Source organism: Streptomyces sp. NPDC003034 (assembly GCF_053591375.1).
In genome coordinates this window covers 24551-40146 of the sequence record NZ_JBSFTS010000020.1, presented here as the reverse complement: position 1 = coordinate 40146, position 15596 = coordinate 24551, and the positions used below count along the sequence as shown (strand labels likewise).

Below are 15596 nucleotides of genomic sequence, written 5' to 3'. Positions count from 1 at the left end.
TTCAGGCGGTGCGCAGCCAGGCGCGGAGGGGGCCGACCGGGGTGAAGCCGGCGCGGACGGCGGCCGCCAGGTCGTCGCCGGATTCGTAGCCCACGACGGGCAGCTCCGGCCAGCGGGCGGCGATCCCCGCCAGGGCCCCCGCCCACGCCGCGTCGGTGTCGCCGATCACCGTGTCTGCCGTTGCGCGCCCCGGCCAACGTGCACCGCAACGTGACCTACCGGCACAGCGATCTCCACGCCGCCGTACTGGCCCGCACAGCGCAACCGCCGGCGGGTCCCACATGCCCGCAGGTCGGTCGCCGCTCCCTCCTGGCCGACCTCACCGACCGCAGCATCCGCCGGGCCGGCACCTCACGCCGATCCTGGTGAGACCAAGAGCGGAAGTCACCGGGTCGCAGGCGCTGTCTGACTGCTGTTGAAGATCCTGTCGAGGTGGTAGTGGAGTGCGGCGATGGCAGACTCCGGCGTCCGCTGCCCGACGAGGATGCCGGTCCCCAGGGTTGCCGTCATGGCGAGGAGGCTGATCGCCTCCGTGCGAGCGTCGGCTCCGGGGTCGGCCAGGCCGGTCTCCTGTGCCTGTTGGATCAGTCCGGTCAGGGCGTTCTCGGCGGCGTCGGGGTTGTCGATGAACGGCTGGGCGGCGAGGGCCTCGTCGGTCACGGACAGGATCGCGTAGGAGCTGTAGAGGAGGTGGAAGGTTCGGCTCTCCCCGTCGGTCGGCAGCGAGGCCAGCAGGAGCGCCTCGATGGTCGCCCGGGGGCCCCCGTCCGGGCCGGCAGCGGCGAGGCGGGCGCCGACGCGTGCTGTGAAGCGGTCGGTCAGGTGTTGGAGGCCGTGGAAGAGCAGCTTCTCCTTGGTCTGGAAGTAGTACTGCACCAAGCGCAGCGAGATGCCCGCCTCGGCGGCGACATCGCGCATGCCGACCGCGTGCAGGCCCTGCCGCCCTGCGACCTGGATCAGTGCTTCAGCGATCTGGGTGCGGCGTTCATCGTGGTCCACGCGCTTGGGCATCCGTGGTTCTCCGGCCGTGGTTGGAGTGGTGGGTCGAGTGTTCGCCGCCCGGTTCGGCTCGGCGCCCCATTTCATGGTACCGCTGTATCAGCAGTATGGTACGGTCGTATCACAAAGAATGGATCTCACGGAGGTGCCCATGCCCGAGAACACGACCCGCGCGGGCCGCGACATAGGCCGCTACGTCAACGACGAGCTGCGCGACCGCTACTACGCCGCCTGCGACGTGCTCTACGCGAAGGGCGCACCGATCCGCTCCGAGACCGACGTGGAGACGAGCTTCGGGACCACCCGCGTGTACCGGTACGGCTCCTCAAACCCGGCAGCCGAGTCACGCACGCCGGTCGTCCTGATACACGGGTCAGGAGGATGCTCCGCACAGTGGTACCCCAACACGGCCGCACTCAGCGCCGACCGCCCCGTCTACGCCCTCGACACCCCCGGCGATCCGGGCCGCAGCATCCAGCGCGAGCCGATGTGGCAGCCCGAGCGGGCCGCCCAGTGGATGGACCAGGCCCTCGGCGGCCTCGGCCTCGACAAGGTCCACCTCGTCGGCTCCTCCTACGGCGGCTGGCTGGTCATCAACCAGGCCCACCGCGGGCCGGAACGGCTCGCCTCTGTCACCGCCCTCGACCCGGGCGGGCTGGAGAAGGTGGGGCTGCGCTTCTTCGTCTGGATCTTCGCCAGCCTCATCGCGACTTTCGCGCCCAAGGCACTGCGCCCGGCCCTGGCGAAGTGGCTGGAGCAACCAGTCGTCTGCGACCGGGACCTGCGTGCCTGGGTCCATGCCGGCGTGAAGGCATTTCGGATCCGCCGCCCCGCTCCGCTGCCGCTGTCCGACGCCGAGCTGGGCTCCATCCGGACGCCGTTCTACCTGATCATGGGCAAGCGCAGCCTGCTGGTGCACCCCAAGCGTCAGCTGGAACGCGTTCCTCGGGTGATTCCCGGCGCCCGCGCCGAGATCGTCGCCGCGACCGGACACGGACCGCAGATCGACCACCCGGACCTCGTCAACGCCCGGATGCTGAGCTTCATGCAGGACATCGACTCCCTCCACCCGGCGGCAACCCGGGACGTCACCGAGGCGTAACCGGTGAGACCGCCGGAACCCCTCGCGGGGTGACAGAAAGGCGATGGCGGAAGCTCGACGGACATCGGGCGCTGGCGAGTCCGGGAGGCGGCGCGAGACGGGCGTGCCGGTGATGGGGACGAACGTAGGATTCGAGCATGGTTCGTTCGGCGAAGTGGAGTTGACCGGCCGTGATGCCCCCGCACTGCGCGATCTGCAACGCGTCCCTCGGGGACCACGACTACGAGACGTTCACGCTCGTACGTTTCCGTGCGATAGCCCCACCACTCGATCGTGAGGGGCATCCCGAGAACGCCCTGTGGTTCTGCAAGGATCACGTCCGGCACACCGAGGGCAAGACCCACATGAGCGCCGTCCTGGCCATGGTCCACATACGCGCGGCGATCCGACGCAACGCCCCGAACCGCTGGCCGCTCACGAGCATGCCCTGAGTCCCATGCCGTCGCCTGATCCGCGGGGCGCGGGGTCGAGGACCAGCCGGACTCCCACCTCAGGCCGGTTTGGGCTGCCTAGCTCCTCAACCCCCCTGTCAGGCCTGCCACGCCCGCCGCCGGGGCTGGACCATCCGCGTCGAGTCCCCCTACCTTCCGCAGGGCCTCCTGCGGGCCGCCGAGCCCTTCTAGGGGTGGGTCCGAAGCCCGTCTTCTTCTCCCCACGGCCCCACGGCCCCACGGCCCCACGGCCCCACGGCCCCACGGCCCCGCGGCCCCGTGGCCCCGCGCCCGGAACCGGCCTCGGCCCCGCGGCGGGCGATCACCGGTCGACAGGGCTCGTCCGGTGTCGGGCCCCGAATCTTCGGCCCCGGAGCGATCCGACCACCTCGGAGATCATTCTGTCGGGAGTGCTTAGCCTGGGGGCATGACCTTTTCCACCTACGTCCGGGAAGGGGCGCGGGTGGGTCTGCGGCCCTTCCGGATCGCCGACGGAGCCGAATTCACCGCCCGCGCGCGCGAAAGCCGGGCACTGCACCACCCCTGGCTGTTCCCGCCCTGCACCGTCGAGGAGTACGAGTCCTACACGAAGCCGCTGATCGAGGGCGGCGGCCGGGCCGGGTTCCTCGTCTGCGAGCGGGGGACCGGGGCCATCGCCGGCTTCGTCAACATCAACAACATCGTGCGCGGAGCCTTCCAGTGCGGGGCCCTCGGCTACGGAGCCTTCGCGCACGCCGCCGGACGCGGGCTGATGCGCGAGGCGCTCGGCCTGGTCCTCGCGCACGCGTTCGGCCCCGTCCCGGAGGGCGGCCTGGGGCTGCACCGGCTGGAGGCCAACATCCAGCCCGGCAACACCGCCTCCATCGCGCTCGTACGCGGCGCGGGGTTCCGGCTGGAGGGGCTCTCGCCGGACTTCCTGCACGTCGACGGGGCCTGGCGCGACCACGAACGCTGGGCCGTGACCGCCGACATGCCGGTGCCCCGGGACGCGCGTCGCCCCGGATGAAGCCGTGCGGGCCCGGCCCGGGCGCTCCTCGAATCCCCCTGCGTCTGGGCCCCCGTCCGCCCGCACCAGCCCGTCCGGCACCGACCGCCCGCGCCCGGCACCGTACCCGCGCAGATCGCCTGGAGGTGGGCGCCTTCGGGTCATCCTGACCGGTGGGGATCCCCGGAATCCCTGTGCGGAGGCGGCTGCGGCGTGTTTCCTTTCCCTCATGGCCACCACCGTCCGACGCGCCGTCCTGACCCTCCCCGCGGTCCCCACCGGCCCCGAGAATCCCCTGCCCGCCCTGCGCGCTCCCCGCGAGGTGCACACGCTGGACGAGCGGACGCGCGGTGGGCTGCCGCGCGACATGGCCCGGCAGATCGGTTACGAGCCGCTGCGCTCCCTGCTGCCCGTCCGGATCCGCGACGGCTACCACCGGGAGCGCTGCGAGCGGGAGTTCGACGCGATCGTCATCGAGAACGCCCACCTGCGCGTCACCGTCCTGCCCGGCCTGGGCGGGCGCCTCCACTCGATCGAACACCTGCCGACCGGCCGCCAACTGCTCTACCGCAACCCGGTGTTCCAGCCCGCCGACTTCGCCCTCAACGGCGCCTGGTTCTCCGGCGGCATCGAGTGGAACATCGGCGCCACCGGCCACACCACCCTCTCCTGCGCCCCGCTGCACGCCGCCCTCGTCCCTGCCCCCGACGGCGGCGAGATGGTGCGGCTGTGGGAATGGGAGCGGCTGCGGGACCTGCCGTTCCAGGTGGACCTGTGGCTGCCCGGGGACTCGGAGTTCCTGTACGTCGGCGTCCGTGTGCGCAATCCGCACGAGCGGCCCGCCCCCGTGTACTGGTGGTCCAACATCGCCGTCCCGGAGGACGAGGGCACCCGGGTGCTCGCCCCCGCTGACGAGGCCTGGCACTTCGGCTACGAGCACTCCCTGCGGCGCATCCCCGTACCGCAATGGCAGGGCGCCGACCGGACGTACCCGCTGCGCAGCCAGTACCCGGCCGATTTCTTCTACGAGGTCCACGACGGGGAGCGGCCCTGGATCGCCTCGCTGGACGCCGCGGGGCAGGGGCTCGTACAGACCTCCACCGGCTTGCTGCGCGGCCGCAAGCTGTTCGTCTGGGGAGCGGGGGCCGGCGGCCGGCGCTGGCAGGAGTGGCTGACCGAGCCCGGTACGGGCGGCTACGCCGAGATCCAGGCCGGACTGGCCCGCACCCAGCTGGAGCACGTCCGGCTGGAGGGCGGCGCCGAGTTCAGCTGGCTGGAGGCGTACGGGCCGCTGTCCGCGGACCCCGCCGCGGTACACGGGGCCGACTGGGCGCGGGCCCGCGGCGCGGCGCAGGGCGCGCTGGACGCCGTACTGCCCCGCGCGCGGGTGGCGGAGGCGTACGAGGCGTGGCGCGGGTGCGCCGACACGGAACCGGGGGAGCGGCTGGCGGAGGGCTCGGGCTGGGGCGCGCTGGAGGTGCTGCGCGGGGGCTTCGAACTGCCGGGGACCCCCTTCGAGGAGTCGGCACTCGGCGCGGAGCAGGCCCCCTGGCTGGAGCTGTGGCGCACCGGCGTCTTCCCGGCCCCCGGGCGCGCGGCGCTCCCCGGGCCCAGCCTGGTCGCCACGCACTGGCGGGACATGCTGGAGATGGCTCCGGCGGATCCGCTGACCGAATACCACCTCGGTGTGGCCCAGTGGCACGCCGGAGACGTGGCCCAGGCGGTGCGGAGCTGGGAGCGCGGGCTGGTGCGAGCCCCTTCCCGGTGGCCCCTGCTGCGGTGCCTGGCGGTGGCCGACGCCCTGGCGGGCGACGCGGAGCGGGCGGCCGACGGCTATGCGGAGGCCTTCGAGGACCTGGCCGCCGAGAGCCCGGGCGGCGCGGCGTGGACGGCGGCGGAGTCGGCGCTCGGCCGGGAGGCGCTGACGGCGCTGCTGGCCGCCGGACGGCTGCCGCAGGCGCGGAGCGTCTGGGACCGGTTGCGGCCCGCGCTGCGCGAGCACGGCCGCTTCCGGCTGCTCGCCGCGCGGCTGCTGGCGGCGGAGGGCCATGTGGCCGCGGCGCTGCGGGTCTTCGAGGACGGCTTCGAGATTCCCGACCTCCGGGAGGGCGAGGAGACCCTGAACGAGGCGTGGGCCGCCCTCACCGACCGGCCGCTGCCGCCGCGGTACGATTTCCGCATGCGGCCCTCCGTCTAGAGAGAACCGGGAAACACCCCGGGCGGCCGTGTCGTCACAGCGGGGCGGCGCCCTGCGGCGGCATGTGCGCCGGGCCCGCGCTCCCGGCGTTCAGACCCGGCAGAGGATTTCACCGTGCGGGACGCAGAACCACGCGTCCGGGTGTGCGCCCCAGGCGCGCCAGGCCGCGCCGAGGGCGGCCAGTTCCGAAGGGCTCGCGTGGCCGCCCCCGGTCGCGATGGACGCGTACGCGGAGGCCGTCGTACGGTCCGCCCACAGGGCCGACCACCAGGCCGTCTCTTCCGCGGTGGCGTAGCACCAGGCCGTCGCCGAGCAGGCGACGCGGGTGAGTCCCGCCTCGCGCGCCCAGGCGTGCAGCCGGCGCCCGGCATCCGGTTCGCCGCCGTTGGCCCGGGCGACCCGGCGGTACAGGCCGAGCCACTCCTCCAGGGCCGGCGCGGCCGGATACCAGGTCATCGCGGCGTAGTCGGCGTCCCGTGCGGCCACGATCCCGCCCGGCCGGCACACCCGCCGCATCTCGCGCAGCGCCCGTACGGGATCGCCGACGTGCTGGAGCACCTGGTGGGCGTGGACCACGTCGAAGGAGCCGTCCGGGAAGTCCAGCGCGTGGACGTCCGCCACGGCGCATTCCACCTGGCTCAGTCCCCGCTCGGCCACATGGGCGCGGGCCTGGGCGACGATGTCCGCGGAGGCGTCGACGGCGGTGACCCGGCCGCCCGGTCCGACCAGTTCGGCGAGGTCGGCGGTGATCGTGCCCGGGCCGCACCCCACGTCCAGGACGGACATGCCCGGGCGCAGTTCGCCGATCAGGTACGCGGCCGAGTTCGCGGCGGTGCGCCACCGGTGGGAGCGCAGAACCGACTCGTGGTGCCCGTGGGTGTAGACGGCCGTCTCTTTCGCGTTCATGGGCGTGATCCTCTTCCTTCGAAGCCGTGTGAGCACCGTAGGCGATGCGACCGCCATCCGAGATCCTCGTTTTGACATGTGGACAGCGTCTGTATGCGGCAAGGGGTTTCGGTCGGATGGCTGGCAGCGCCGTCAGTACGCGCACGCCGTCGCGGAGCGGGTAAGGGGCATGTGCGGGCACAGTCACAAGAGGCGCCCCGGGCGGATGTGCGGACCCGGCCGCCCGCCCCCGCTCCCGGGCCGGTAGCGGGCACACCCGCATAAATCATCGTATAAAGGGCATGGCGGGCGAGTGGAGCCGGAGCGAGCGCGGAAGGCAGGAAGCGGTGGCGGGGATGCGGCGTGCGGCGGTGGAGGGCCACGGCACGGTCCGGTACGGTCCACCGGCGCCCCAGCCCGGCCTGCCGGTCCTGCCCGAACTCCTCTCCGTCCTGGCCGCGGCCGCCGGGCGGGCCGCCCCCGAGCCCGTGGGCGGCGGCGAGCCCGTACGGGAGGCCGCGTGCGCGTACTGGGCACGGCGCGGGCTCGCCACCGGCCCGCAGGACGTGGCCGCCGGGCCGGGAGCCCCCGCGCTGCTGCTGGCCCTGCTGGGCGCGTACGGGGGCGATGTCATGCTGCCCCGCCCCTGTCCCGCATGGTGGACCCCGCAGGTGCGGATGCTGGGACGGCGCGCCTATCACGTGCCGACACCGGCGGAGTGCGGCGGCGTACCCGACCCGTACGCCCTGCTGGAGACCGTACGGCGGGTGCGCGCCGAGGGTGGCGACCCGCGCGTCCTGCTGCTGTCGGTCGCCGACGACCCCACCGCCACCGTGCCGCCGCCCGAGCTGCTCCGCGAGGCGTGCGAAGCCGCCGAGTCCGCCGGGCTGTTCGTCGTCAGCGACGAGACCTGGCGCGACACCGTGCACCGGCCGCACGACACCCTCGTCCTGAGCCCCGCCGAGATGCTCCCCGACCAGGCCGCCGTCCTCGTGGACCTGTCCGGGGGGCTGCTGCCCGCGGGGTGGCCCGCCGCCGTGGTCCGCTTCCCCGGCACCCCGCGCGGAACCTGGCTGCGCGCCCGCACCCTCGACGTCCTCACCGCCACCGGCGCCCTGCTCGCCGGTCCCGTCGCCGGAGCCGCCGCACACGCCCTGGACGAACCGGAAGCCGTCGCCGGGCGCGCGCGGGAGGCCGTCGCACTGCACGGCGCGGTGGCCGCCGCCGCGCACCGCCAACTGCTCGCTGCCGGGGCGCTGGCCCGGCCCCCGCAGGCCGGCCGACACCTGTACGCCGACCTCGGCCCGCTGCGCGCCGGGCTCGCCCGGCGGGGGGTCGCCGACGCCATGGAGCTGGAGGACTGGCTGGGCGGGCGGCTCGGGGCGCCCACGCCCGGCGGGCAGCGGTTCGCGGACGAACTGGGCGCACTGCGGGTCAGGCTGTCGACGTGGCCGCTGCTCGGGGCCACCCCGGAGGAAGGGCTGGCCGCGCTCACCGCCCGCGATCCCCTTCGGCTCCCGCACGTACGGCGCTCCCTGGACCTCCTCGGATCGGTGCTCGCGGAGCTGGCCTGACCGCCATCCCCCGCCCCCGGGCCTCGGCCCCCGACTCCCGGAATCGACGCAGGTAACGGAGACTCACCCATGAGGGATCAGACGGACGCTCCCGCCCCGGCCCCCGGCCCCGGCCCCGTCCGGGACGCCACGCCTGCCGCGCCGCCCGCCTCCGTCGCCCCGGTCTCCGCGCCCTCCGCCGTCGCCTTCCCAGCCTCCGCCTCGCCCGTGCCCGTACGGTCGGCTGCCGGCCAGGGGCACCCGGACCCGACCTCACCGCCCCCGCCCCCGCATCCGGCTCCGCCCCGTCCGCTGGGTGAGGTCCGCCGCTGGCCCCGCTCCTTCGCGGACCGGCTGACCACCCCGCTGCCCGGCGTCCGCGCCTTCGCCCGGCTCGCCCGCGAAGGCGCCTTCCGGCCCGGCGCCGAGGGACTGCGCGGCATCCCCGACCTGCCCTTCGAGCCCGCCCCGCTGCCCGCGGTGGCTCCAGGTACCGTCTGCGCCACGTGGGCCGGGCACGCCAGCTGGGTGCTGCGGATCGGCGGCCTCACCGTACTGACCGACCCCGTCTGGTCCCGGCGGATCCTCGGCACCCCGGCCCGGATGACGCCCGTCGGGGTGCGCTGGAAGGATCTGCCGCCCGTGGACGCGGTGGTCATCAGCCACAACCACTACGACCACCTCGACGCACCCACGCTCCGGCGGCTGCCCCGGCAGACGGCCCTCTTCGTCCCGGCCGGCCTCGCCCGCTGGTGCCGCCGCCGCGGCTTCACGCGTGTCACCGAGCTCGACTGGTGGGAAGCGGCCGAACTGGGCGGCGTACGCTTCGACTTCGTCCCCGCCCACCACTGGTCGAAGCGGTCCCTGATCGACACCTGCCGCACCCTGTGGGGCGGCTGGGTCCTGACCGACACCGCGAGCCCGGACCAGAGGAAGCTCTACTTCGCGGGGGACACCGGCTACGGCCACTGGTTCCGCGAGGTCGGCCGCCGCCACCCGGACATCGACCTCGCCCTCCTGCCCATCGGCGCCTACGCCCCCCGCTGGTGGCTCAGCGACGTCCACGCGGACCCCGAGGAAGCCGTCCAGGCCTGCCTGGACCTCGGCGCGCACCGGATGGCCCCCATGCACTGGGCCACCTTCGTCCTCTCCGCGGAACCGGTCATGGAGCCCCTCCACCGCGTCCGGGCGGCCTGGTCGCGCGCCGGACTGCCTCGCGAGGCCCTCTGGGACCTCCCGATCGGCGCCTCCCGCATCCTCGACGTCCCCTGATGAATCGTCGCCCGCACCGGCGAAACGGTGATGACGCCGAGCCGTATGGTCAGTCGCTCCGCCCCGGCCCAGTCGGCTGCAGTGGCGCCCGAGTCACCGGTCGGTCAGTGACCTTCCGAGGCGCTCCGAAGCGTGCCAGGTAATGCCACACCTTCTTGACCGCCTGGGAATCGTGGCGGCCGGCACGTCCCGCATTTCCGACGATCCGCGGATCGAACACGCCGCCGACCGCCATTCGCGCGCCCAAGTCGACGTATTCCTGGCCGCGGTAGCCGGGTGGCGGCGGAGTTCTCCGACACCGAGGCGGAAGCCGGGGTGCCACTCCACCGGGCAGCCAAGACGCAGAGCCGCGGCCTCAACCGTTGTGCCTCGGTAGCAGGGGTCCAGGACCAGCGCCTCCACATCGCCTTGCAGCCGGACGGGACCGTGTACCTGCGCCTCGACGTAGTCGTCCAGTTCGTCCTGACGATCGGCGAGGGCAAGCTCGATGAGCCCCATGCGCGCCGCGACACCGAAATCCGAAGGTTCGAGAAAACTGTCCGGGTAGCAGAAGGTGGTCCGCGCCAGCGTCTCAGCAGCCAGCCGGAAGTGGGCGGAGCCGAACCGTGGCGCCCCGCCGACCACCTTGCGGCGGAAGTTCAACGCTCCGTAGACGGGCCGCTCGTGAGCGCCCGCCCGCATGGTACGCCCCGTCGAAGATCCGGCTCTCCCAGCGCCATCGGTCACCACCGGGATAGGCGGTCAGTCCGCCGTTGCTGGTTCCCGTGACGAACTGCGAGCGGTAGACGCCGTCCTCGGCCAAGGCGTCCAGGATCGGCTTGCCATGCAGCAGACGGTCCGGGTGGAAGTTGAGGGTCACGCGCAGCGTCGGGTCCACAGGAGGCCGCGACGCCAGTTCCGCGACATGCCGAAGGGCCCGTTCCTGTGCTGCCTGGGAGTCTGCGGAGCTCATCCGTCCAGTGTTCCCCAGCGTGATCGATCGGGGGGCACGTGGATCGTCCACAGAGATACGACTTAGTGATGCCAGGCCCGGCCGCCCGTGTTGTGGATGAACCGCTGGAGGACCTTGAGGGTGGTCAGGTACTCCTCGTCCGAGATGCCCGCATGGCGCTCCGCCCACAGTTCCCCCTGCAGCGCGGCGGCTTCCTCGTAGAACCGCCTGCCCTCGGCTGTCAGCTCAAGGCGGCCCCCGGCGTGCTGCGTGATCCAGCCCCGGGCGACGGTCGTGTCGATCTCCTCGTCCAGCGTCTCCGCGCCCACGGCGAGGTAGCCCCGCAGGATTCGCGACACCTCCTCGCGGGCCTTGGGCTGCGCCGCCAGAGCGACCTGGGCGAGGACCCACCACTGCGGCTGGGTGGTGCCGATCCGGGCGAGCTCCCCACGTGTACGGTTGACGACCGCGTCGTAGGCGGCCCAGCTCCAGTAACCGATGGGCTGCTGGACCAGCTCGGCGTCGCCGTGCGAGTACTCCATGGGAATGCGCTCCGTTCGCTGCTCGTGATCTCCGACGGACAAGACTCTAAAACCGAAACCGCACTTGAGGTCCAGCCCTGTCGTAGCGCGAGTTGGGCGAACGTGTCGTTTTTCGAAGGTGTCACTAGCCGAGGGGAAGGCGGCCGCCCTGCACCTGGTTTTCCCTCGTCTGCCTGGAGGCGGTTCTGCTTCCCTCGTCAATCCGGCGGGTTGACGAGGTTTGGGACCGTTGCAGTACTAGCCCCCGCCCTCCGGACGGAGCCGGCGCCAGGCCGCCGGGGCGGCGCTGATCAGGAGGGTCAGGGCCACCGCCAGGGCGATGCCCTGCCAGGGCTCCGGGAAGAGGGAGCCGCCCAGGATGCCGATGAGGCCGTACGTCGCCGCCCAGGCGAGGCAGGCCGGGACGGCGCCGCGGGCGAAGCGGCGCAGCGGCAGCTGCGCCAGCAGGCAGGCCAGCATCACGGGGATCCGCCCCGCCGGAACCAGCCGGGAGAGCACCAGCACCAGCACGCCGTGCCGGTCCAGCCCGGTCCGCGCCTGCGCCAGCCGCTCCGGAGTCGCCCGGTTCCGCAGCCGCTCCAGCCACCGCGAGCCGTTGCGTGAGCGCACCCCGCGCCGGCCGAGCCAGTACAGCGCGATATCGCCGGTGAACGCCGCCAGCGCCGACACCCCGAATACGAGCAGCACCCCGAAGGGCCAGGACTGCTGGTGGAACGCCACCACTGCCGCGGAACTCACCAGCGCCCCCGTCGGGATCACCGGCACCAGTGCGCCCAGCGCCACCAGCACGAACAACGCCGGGTAGCCCACCACCTGTTGGGTGGTCTCCGGTGGCACCTGACCGGCCGCCGCGGCCATGCCGTGCCACCTCACGGCAGTCGCACCCGCTCGCCGTGCCCCGGCGCGAGCACCGTCACCTTCGGAGCGAGCCGCCCCGCACGCCGTACGAACTCCTCGCCCGGCGCGTGGAATTCGTGCGGCCGCACCGCGTCCAGCCCGAGCGGCCAGTACGTCCCGTAGTGGACCGGGACCGCCGCCGCCGGTGCCAGCTCGGCCACGGCCCGGGCCGCCCGCCCCGCGTCCAGATGGCCGGGCCCCAGGTAGGGCCCCCAGCCGCCCACCGGCAGCACCGCCACGTCCACCGGTCCCACTTCCTCGGCCATCGCGTCGAACAGCCCGGTGTCCCCGGCGAAGTAGGTCCGGGCGGCGCCCTCGACGACGTACCCCAGTGCCGGCGCCAGGTGCGGGCCGAGCGGAAGCCGGCGCCCGTCGTGCCGCGCGCTCACCGCCCGTACCCGTACGCCGTTCCGTACGGCCACCTCGTCACCCGGCGCGACCTCCGTCACCCTCAGCCCTCGCGTCCCGGCCACTCTGGCCAGCGCGGGCACCGCCCGGCGCGCCCCGCGCGGCACCAGCAGCCGGGTGCCGGGCCCGAGCCGGGCCAGCGACGGCAGGTGCAGGTGGTCGGCGTGCAGATGGGACACCAGGACGACGTCCGCCACCGCCGCCTCGGGCGGGGGCACCGCCCCGCGCCGCCGCCGCAGGTGCGCGAGCCGCCGCGTGAACAGCGGGTCCGTCAGGAGCCGCACTCCGGAGTCCTCGACGGTGCAGGTGGCATGGCCCCACCAGGTGATGTCCACCGGCACGCGGCCTCCCTCCCTCGCACGGCACGCCTCCTTCACGAGCTTAGGGGGTGGCGGCCGGCGCGGGCGGCCCTGCCCGCCCCCTCCTCCCCGGCGGAAGATCGGAGTAGGGTCGGGCGGCATGGATGAGCTGCGCGTGGCCGCGATCGCCAGCCTGGCCCCGCTCGAAGAGCTGGACGCCGACCCCTTCGCCGTGGACACCCGGAGCCAGCAGGCCATGTGCGCGCGCTGGGCGGCCGACCGGGGTTACGTGGTGACGAGGCAACTGCTCTTCTACGGGCTGCGCGCCGACCACTGCGGCCTCTGGTCGGACATCGACGCCGGAGAGGTCGACCTGTTCGTCGCCCCGAACGAGCGGGTGCTGGCCCGTGCGCTGTGCTCCGTCGAGGAGTTCACCGCGGAGTGCGAGCGGCGCGGCGTACGGCTGGAGACGGCCGGACTGGACGAGCCGCGCTACACCTCCGCGATGAAGGCGGAGGTGCACCGCAGGCTCTCGATGCCGACCGCCGGCTACGACGGCACCTGACCGCGACCTGGCCAGCACCGCCACCTGGCCAGCACCGGCGCCCGACCGGCACCTGATCGGCACGTCCCGTGCCCCCGTGCGCCACCCGTGTCTCCCGCCCGGGGGTGCACCGCTGTGCGAGCCTGGGAAGCGGGTACGGGGGGCGCGCGGTCGGTCGCGGGCCGGGACGTGAGGCGGTGCGGCGTGTTGCGAGGACGGTGGCGGACCGCGGGCAGCGCTCTGGTACGGGTGATCCTCGTCTGGGCGGTGTCCACCCTCACCATGCTCGCCCTGGCCGGCATCCTGCCGGACTTCCGGCTCCAGGCCGACGACGGCGACGGGGGCGGCAGCGGCGGTGGCGGCAGCGGTGGCGACAGCATCACCCAGATCGGGCTGACCGCCGCCTGGGGCGCCGGAGCCTTCGGGCTGCTGAGCGCGCTGGTCTGGCCGGTGCTCGTACGGGCGCTGCTGCTCGTGCCCGCCCTGGTGCTGGGGGTGCTCGTCTTCTTCCTCAACGGCTCCCTGCTGCTGATAGCGCTCAGCCTGATTCCCGCCGACCGGGGAGAGGCCGCCCCCGAGACCGCCGTCGTGGTCGCGGCCGTCATGTCCGCCGTGGCGTCGGCGACCTCCACCGCGCTCGCCGTGCGCGACGACGAGGCGTACCGGCGGCGGCTCTACCGGCTCGCAGACCGGCGCCGGCGCCGTCGCCGGGGGCGTGGGCGTGGACGTGGGGGCGGCTCGCGCGCGCCCCGCGCCGGCGGGGCCGCGCCCGGGCTGGTCTTCCTCCAGCTCGACGGTGTCGGGTACGGGATGCTGAGGCACGCGGCGGGAAGCGGCCTCATGCCCACCGTGGCCGGCTGGCTGGACGGCAGCCACCGCATCGCGTCCTGGCGTACCGACTGGTCCAGCCAGACCGGCGCCAGCCAGCTCGGGATCCTGCACGGCTCCAACTTCGACGTCCCCGCCTTCCGCTGGTACGAGAAGGACTCCGGCGAGGTGGTGGTCTGCAACCGGCCCACCAGCGCCGCCGAACTCCAGCGGCGCGCCGTCGAGCGCACCGGGGACGGCGGACTGCTCAGCCTGGACGGTGCCAGCAGGGGCAATCTGTTCAGCGGCGGCGCCGACCAACTGGCGCTGGTGCTCTCGGTGTCGGCCCGCCGGGGCCGGGCGAACCGGTCCCGCGCGGGCTACTTCGCGTACTTCTCCGATCCGGCCAACGCCGTCCGTACGGCCGTGTCGTTCGTCGCCGAGGTGGGCCGGGAGATCGGCCAGTCGGTACGGGCGCGGATGCGCGGGGAGCGGCCCCGGGTGGCGCGCGGCGGGCTGTACCCGCTGATCCGCGCCTTCGCGACCGTGGTCGAGCGGGACGTGGTGGTGGCGGCCGTGATCGGCGACATGCTGGCGGGCCGCGCCGCGGTCTACGCCGACCTGGTCGGCTACGACGAGGTCGCGCACCACTCGGGCCCGCGCGGCCGGGACACCGACCAGGTACTGGCCCGCCTCGACCGGAGTCTCGCCCTGATCGCCCGGGTCGCCGAGCACGCGCCGCGGGAGTACCGGATCGTGCTGCTCTCCGACCACGGCCAGAGCCCGGGGGAGACCTTCCTGAGCCGGTACGGGCTGACCTTGAAGGATCTGGTCCGCGCGGGCTGCGGACTGCCGGTCTCGCGCCGGGCCCACGGCACCCCCAGCGGAGCCGAGGCCCGGGCGGCCGTCCTCGCGGCGCTGCACCGCCCGGTGGAGGAGGGCGAGGAGGCGCATCCTCGGCGCGGCTCCGACCCGGTGGTGCTGGCCTCGGGCAACCTCGGGCTCATCTCCTTCCCGGACGTCCCCGGCCGGGCTTCGCGGGAGTGGATCGAGCGCGCTCACCCCGCTCTGCTGCCGACGCTGGCCAACCACCCCGGGGTCGGTTTCCTGCTGGTGGACGGGGAGGTGCTCGGTTCACACGGGGCGGCGGCGCGCCTGGACGTCCCGGGCGAGGCGGAGGAACTGCTCGCGCCCTTCGGGCCGGGCGCGGCCGAGGCCGTCCGCCGCACCGACTCCTTCCCGCACGTGGCCGACATCATGGTGAACTCGGCGTACGACCCCGGGACGGGCGCGGTGCACGCCTTCGAGGAACAGATCGGCTCGCACGGCGGCCTGGGCGGAGAGCAGGGGATCGCGTTCCTGATGTGGCCGACGCGGCTGTCGGACCCGGGACCCGCCGAGCTGGTGGGCGCGGAGGCGGTGCACCGGGTGCTGCGGGGCTGGCTGCGGGAGGCGGACGGACCGCAGGTGCCGGTGGTGTCGGCCTCGCGCGGGACGCCGGCGGCCAGGCGGTCGGAGACGGCCGTCGGGACGCCGGTGGGGATGTCGGCGGCCACGGTTGTCGGGACGCAGGCCGCGAAGCAGGCGGGGACCACGGCGGGGACGTCCGCGGAAACTCCGACGCGCGCCGCGGTGGAGGATTCCCCGCCGGGAGGGGCCACAGACGGAACGTTTCCTTCCGCAGGGGTGTCCGCGCGGGACGAAACCCGCTGATTTGGTACCGCCTCCGCGCTGGTCAACCATG

General features: G+C 73.9%; 15 protein-coding genes and 1 pseudogene. 9 read left to right on the top strand and 7 right to left on the bottom strand.

Annotated features, from left to right (window positions below):
• Position 1: 1 nt before the first annotated feature.
• Together ACWDX7_RS20090 and ACWDX7_RS20085 are read right to left on the bottom strand one after the other, a co-directional pair.
• Positions 2-169, bottom strand: coding sequence for a hypothetical protein (locus ACWDX7_RS20090; RefSeq protein ID WP_451489472.1), 168 nt, complete (start codon positions 167-169; stop codon positions 2-4).
• A 215-nt stretch (positions 170-384) separates the two neighbouring features.
• The gene (locus tag ACWDX7_RS20085) at positions 385-1011 is read right to left on the bottom strand and encodes a TetR/AcrR family transcriptional regulator (protein WP_451489473.1); all 627 of its coding nucleotides are present in this window, start codon (positions 1009-1011) and stop codon (positions 385-387) included.
• 139 nt (positions 1012-1150) lie between these two features.
• Between ACWDX7_RS20085 and ACWDX7_RS20080 the strand changes: the two genes are divergently transcribed.
• The 5 genes from ACWDX7_RS20080 to ACWDX7_RS20060 all read left to right on the top strand — a co-directional run bounded on the left by ACWDX7_RS20080 (position 1151) and on the right by ACWDX7_RS20060 (position 5714).
• Positions 1151-2101, top strand: a complete 951-nt coding sequence (locus tag ACWDX7_RS20080) for an alpha/beta fold hydrolase (RefSeq protein ID WP_451489474.1) — start codon at positions 1151-1153, stop codon at positions 2099-2101.
• Between the two features lie 170 nt (positions 2102-2271).
• Positions 2272-2532 (top strand): hypothetical protein, encoded by a 261-nt coding sequence (locus ACWDX7_RS20075; RefSeq protein ID WP_451489475.1) that lies wholly within the window; start codon positions 2272-2274, stop codon positions 2530-2532.
• Positions 2533-2601: 69 nt separating this feature from the next.
• Positions 2602-2724 carry an Imm49 family immunity protein gene (locus tag ACWDX7_RS20070; protein WP_451489476.1) on the top strand — a complete coding sequence of 41 codons (123 nt, stop codon included), beginning with the start codon at positions 2602-2604 and terminating at the stop codon, positions 2722-2724.
• Positions 2725-2959: 235 nt separating this feature from the next.
• Complete coding sequence (locus ACWDX7_RS20065; protein ID WP_451489477.1) at positions 2960-3538, top strand: GNAT family N-acetyltransferase; 579 nt, start codon at positions 2960-2962, stop codon at positions 3536-3538.
• A 208-nt stretch (positions 3539-3746) separates the two neighbouring features.
• Positions 3747-5714: a DUF5107 domain-containing protein gene (locus ACWDX7_RS20060; RefSeq protein WP_451489478.1), complete on the top strand. Its 1968-nt coding sequence runs from the start codon at positions 3747-3749 to the stop codon at positions 5712-5714.
• A gap of 90 nt (positions 5715-5804) precedes the next feature.
• On the opposite strand, the gene ACWDX7_RS20055 is transcribed toward ACWDX7_RS20060, so the two are convergent.
• On the bottom strand, positions 5805-6620 hold the full coding sequence (locus tag ACWDX7_RS20055; protein WP_451489479.1) for a methyltransferase domain-containing protein: 816 nt from the start codon (positions 6618-6620) through the stop codon (positions 5805-5807).
• Positions 6621-6955: 335 nt separating this feature from the next.
• On the opposite strand from ACWDX7_RS20055, the gene ACWDX7_RS20050 reads away from it, so the two are divergent.
• A complete protein-coding gene (locus ACWDX7_RS20050; protein ID WP_451489512.1) occupies positions 6956-8173 on the top strand; it encodes an aminotransferase class I/II-fold pyridoxal phosphate-dependent enzyme in 1218 nt (405 codons plus the stop codon).
• 69 nt (positions 8174-8242) lie between these two features.
• Positions 8243-9424, top strand: coding sequence for an MBL fold metallo-hydrolase (locus ACWDX7_RS20045; protein ID WP_451489480.1), 1182 nt, complete (start codon positions 8243-8245; stop codon positions 9422-9424).
• A 49-nt stretch (positions 9425-9473) separates the two neighbouring features.
• Here the strand turns inward: ACWDX7_RS20045 and ACWDX7_RS20040 are convergent.
• The 4 genes and pseudogenes from ACWDX7_RS20040 to ACWDX7_RS20025 all read right to left on the bottom strand — a co-directional run bounded on the left by ACWDX7_RS20040 (position 9474) and on the right by ACWDX7_RS20025 (position 12543).
• Positions 9474-10376: pseudogene (locus ACWDX7_RS20040) on the bottom strand (DUF3626 domain-containing protein).
• 62 nt (positions 10377-10438) lie between these two features.
• A complete protein-coding gene (locus ACWDX7_RS20035) occupies positions 10439-10897 on the bottom strand; it encodes a MarR family winged helix-turn-helix transcriptional regulator (RefSeq protein WP_451489481.1) in 459 nt (152 codons plus the stop codon).
• A gap of 237 nt (positions 10898-11134) precedes the next feature.
• Positions 11135-11755, bottom strand: coding sequence for a DedA family protein (locus ACWDX7_RS20030; protein WP_451489482.1), 621 nt, complete (start codon positions 11753-11755; stop codon positions 11135-11137).
• A gap of 11 nt (positions 11756-11766) precedes the next feature.
• Positions 11767-12543 (bottom strand): MBL fold metallo-hydrolase, encoded by a 777-nt coding sequence (locus tag ACWDX7_RS20025; protein ID WP_451489483.1) that lies wholly within the window; start codon positions 12541-12543, stop codon positions 11767-11769.
• A 118-nt stretch (positions 12544-12661) separates the two neighbouring features.
• Between ACWDX7_RS20025 and ACWDX7_RS20020 the strand changes: the two genes are divergently transcribed.
• Together ACWDX7_RS20020 and ACWDX7_RS20015 are read left to right on the top strand one after the other, a co-directional pair.
• Positions 12662-13066 carry a hypothetical protein gene (locus ACWDX7_RS20020; protein WP_451489484.1) on the top strand — a complete coding sequence of 135 codons (405 nt, stop codon included), beginning with the start codon at positions 12662-12664 and terminating at the stop codon, positions 13064-13066.
• Between the two features lie 183 nt (positions 13067-13249).
• Positions 13250-15565: a phage holin family protein gene (locus ACWDX7_RS20015; RefSeq protein WP_451489485.1), complete on the top strand. Its 2316-nt coding sequence runs from the start codon at positions 13250-13252 to the stop codon at positions 15563-15565.
• Positions 15566-15596: the final 31 nt, after the last annotated feature.

Coding starts and splice junctions, on each gene's coding strand:
- ACWDX7_RS20055 (WP_451489479.1), bottom strand. CDS start 6,620: ATGAACGCGAAAGAGACGGCCGTCTACACCCACGGGCACCACGAGTCG.
- ACWDX7_RS20030 (WP_451489482.1), bottom strand. CDS start 11,755: ATGGCCGCGGCGGCCGGTCAGGTGCCACCGGAGACCACCCAACAGGTG.
- ACWDX7_RS20045 (WP_451489480.1), top strand. CDS start 8,243: ATGAGGGATCAGACGGACGCTCCCGCCCCGGCCCCCGGCCCCGGCCCC.
- ACWDX7_RS20050 (WP_451489512.1), top strand. CDS start 6,956: ATGCGGCGTGCGGCGGTGGAGGGCCACGGCACGGTCCGGTACGGTCCA.
- ACWDX7_RS20060 (WP_451489478.1), top strand. CDS start 3,747: ATGGCCACCACCGTCCGACGCGCCGTCCTGACCCTCCCCGCGGTCCCC.
- ACWDX7_RS20035 (WP_451489481.1), bottom strand. CDS start 10,897: ATGGAGTACTCGCACGGCGACGCCGAGCTGGTCCAGCAGCCCATCGGT.
- ACWDX7_RS20020 (WP_451489484.1), top strand. CDS start 12,662: ATGGATGAGCTGCGCGTGGCCGCGATCGCCAGCCTGGCCCCGCTCGAA.
- ACWDX7_RS20080 (WP_451489474.1), top strand. CDS start 1,151: ATGCCCGAGAACACGACCCGCGCGGGCCGCGACATAGGCCGCTACGTC.
- ACWDX7_RS20085 (WP_451489473.1), bottom strand. CDS start 1,011: ATGCCCAAGCGCGTGGACCACGATGAACGCCGCACCCAGATCGCTGAA.
- ACWDX7_RS20065 (WP_451489477.1), top strand. CDS start 2,960: ATGACCTTTTCCACCTACGTCCGGGAAGGGGCGCGGGTGGGTCTGCGG.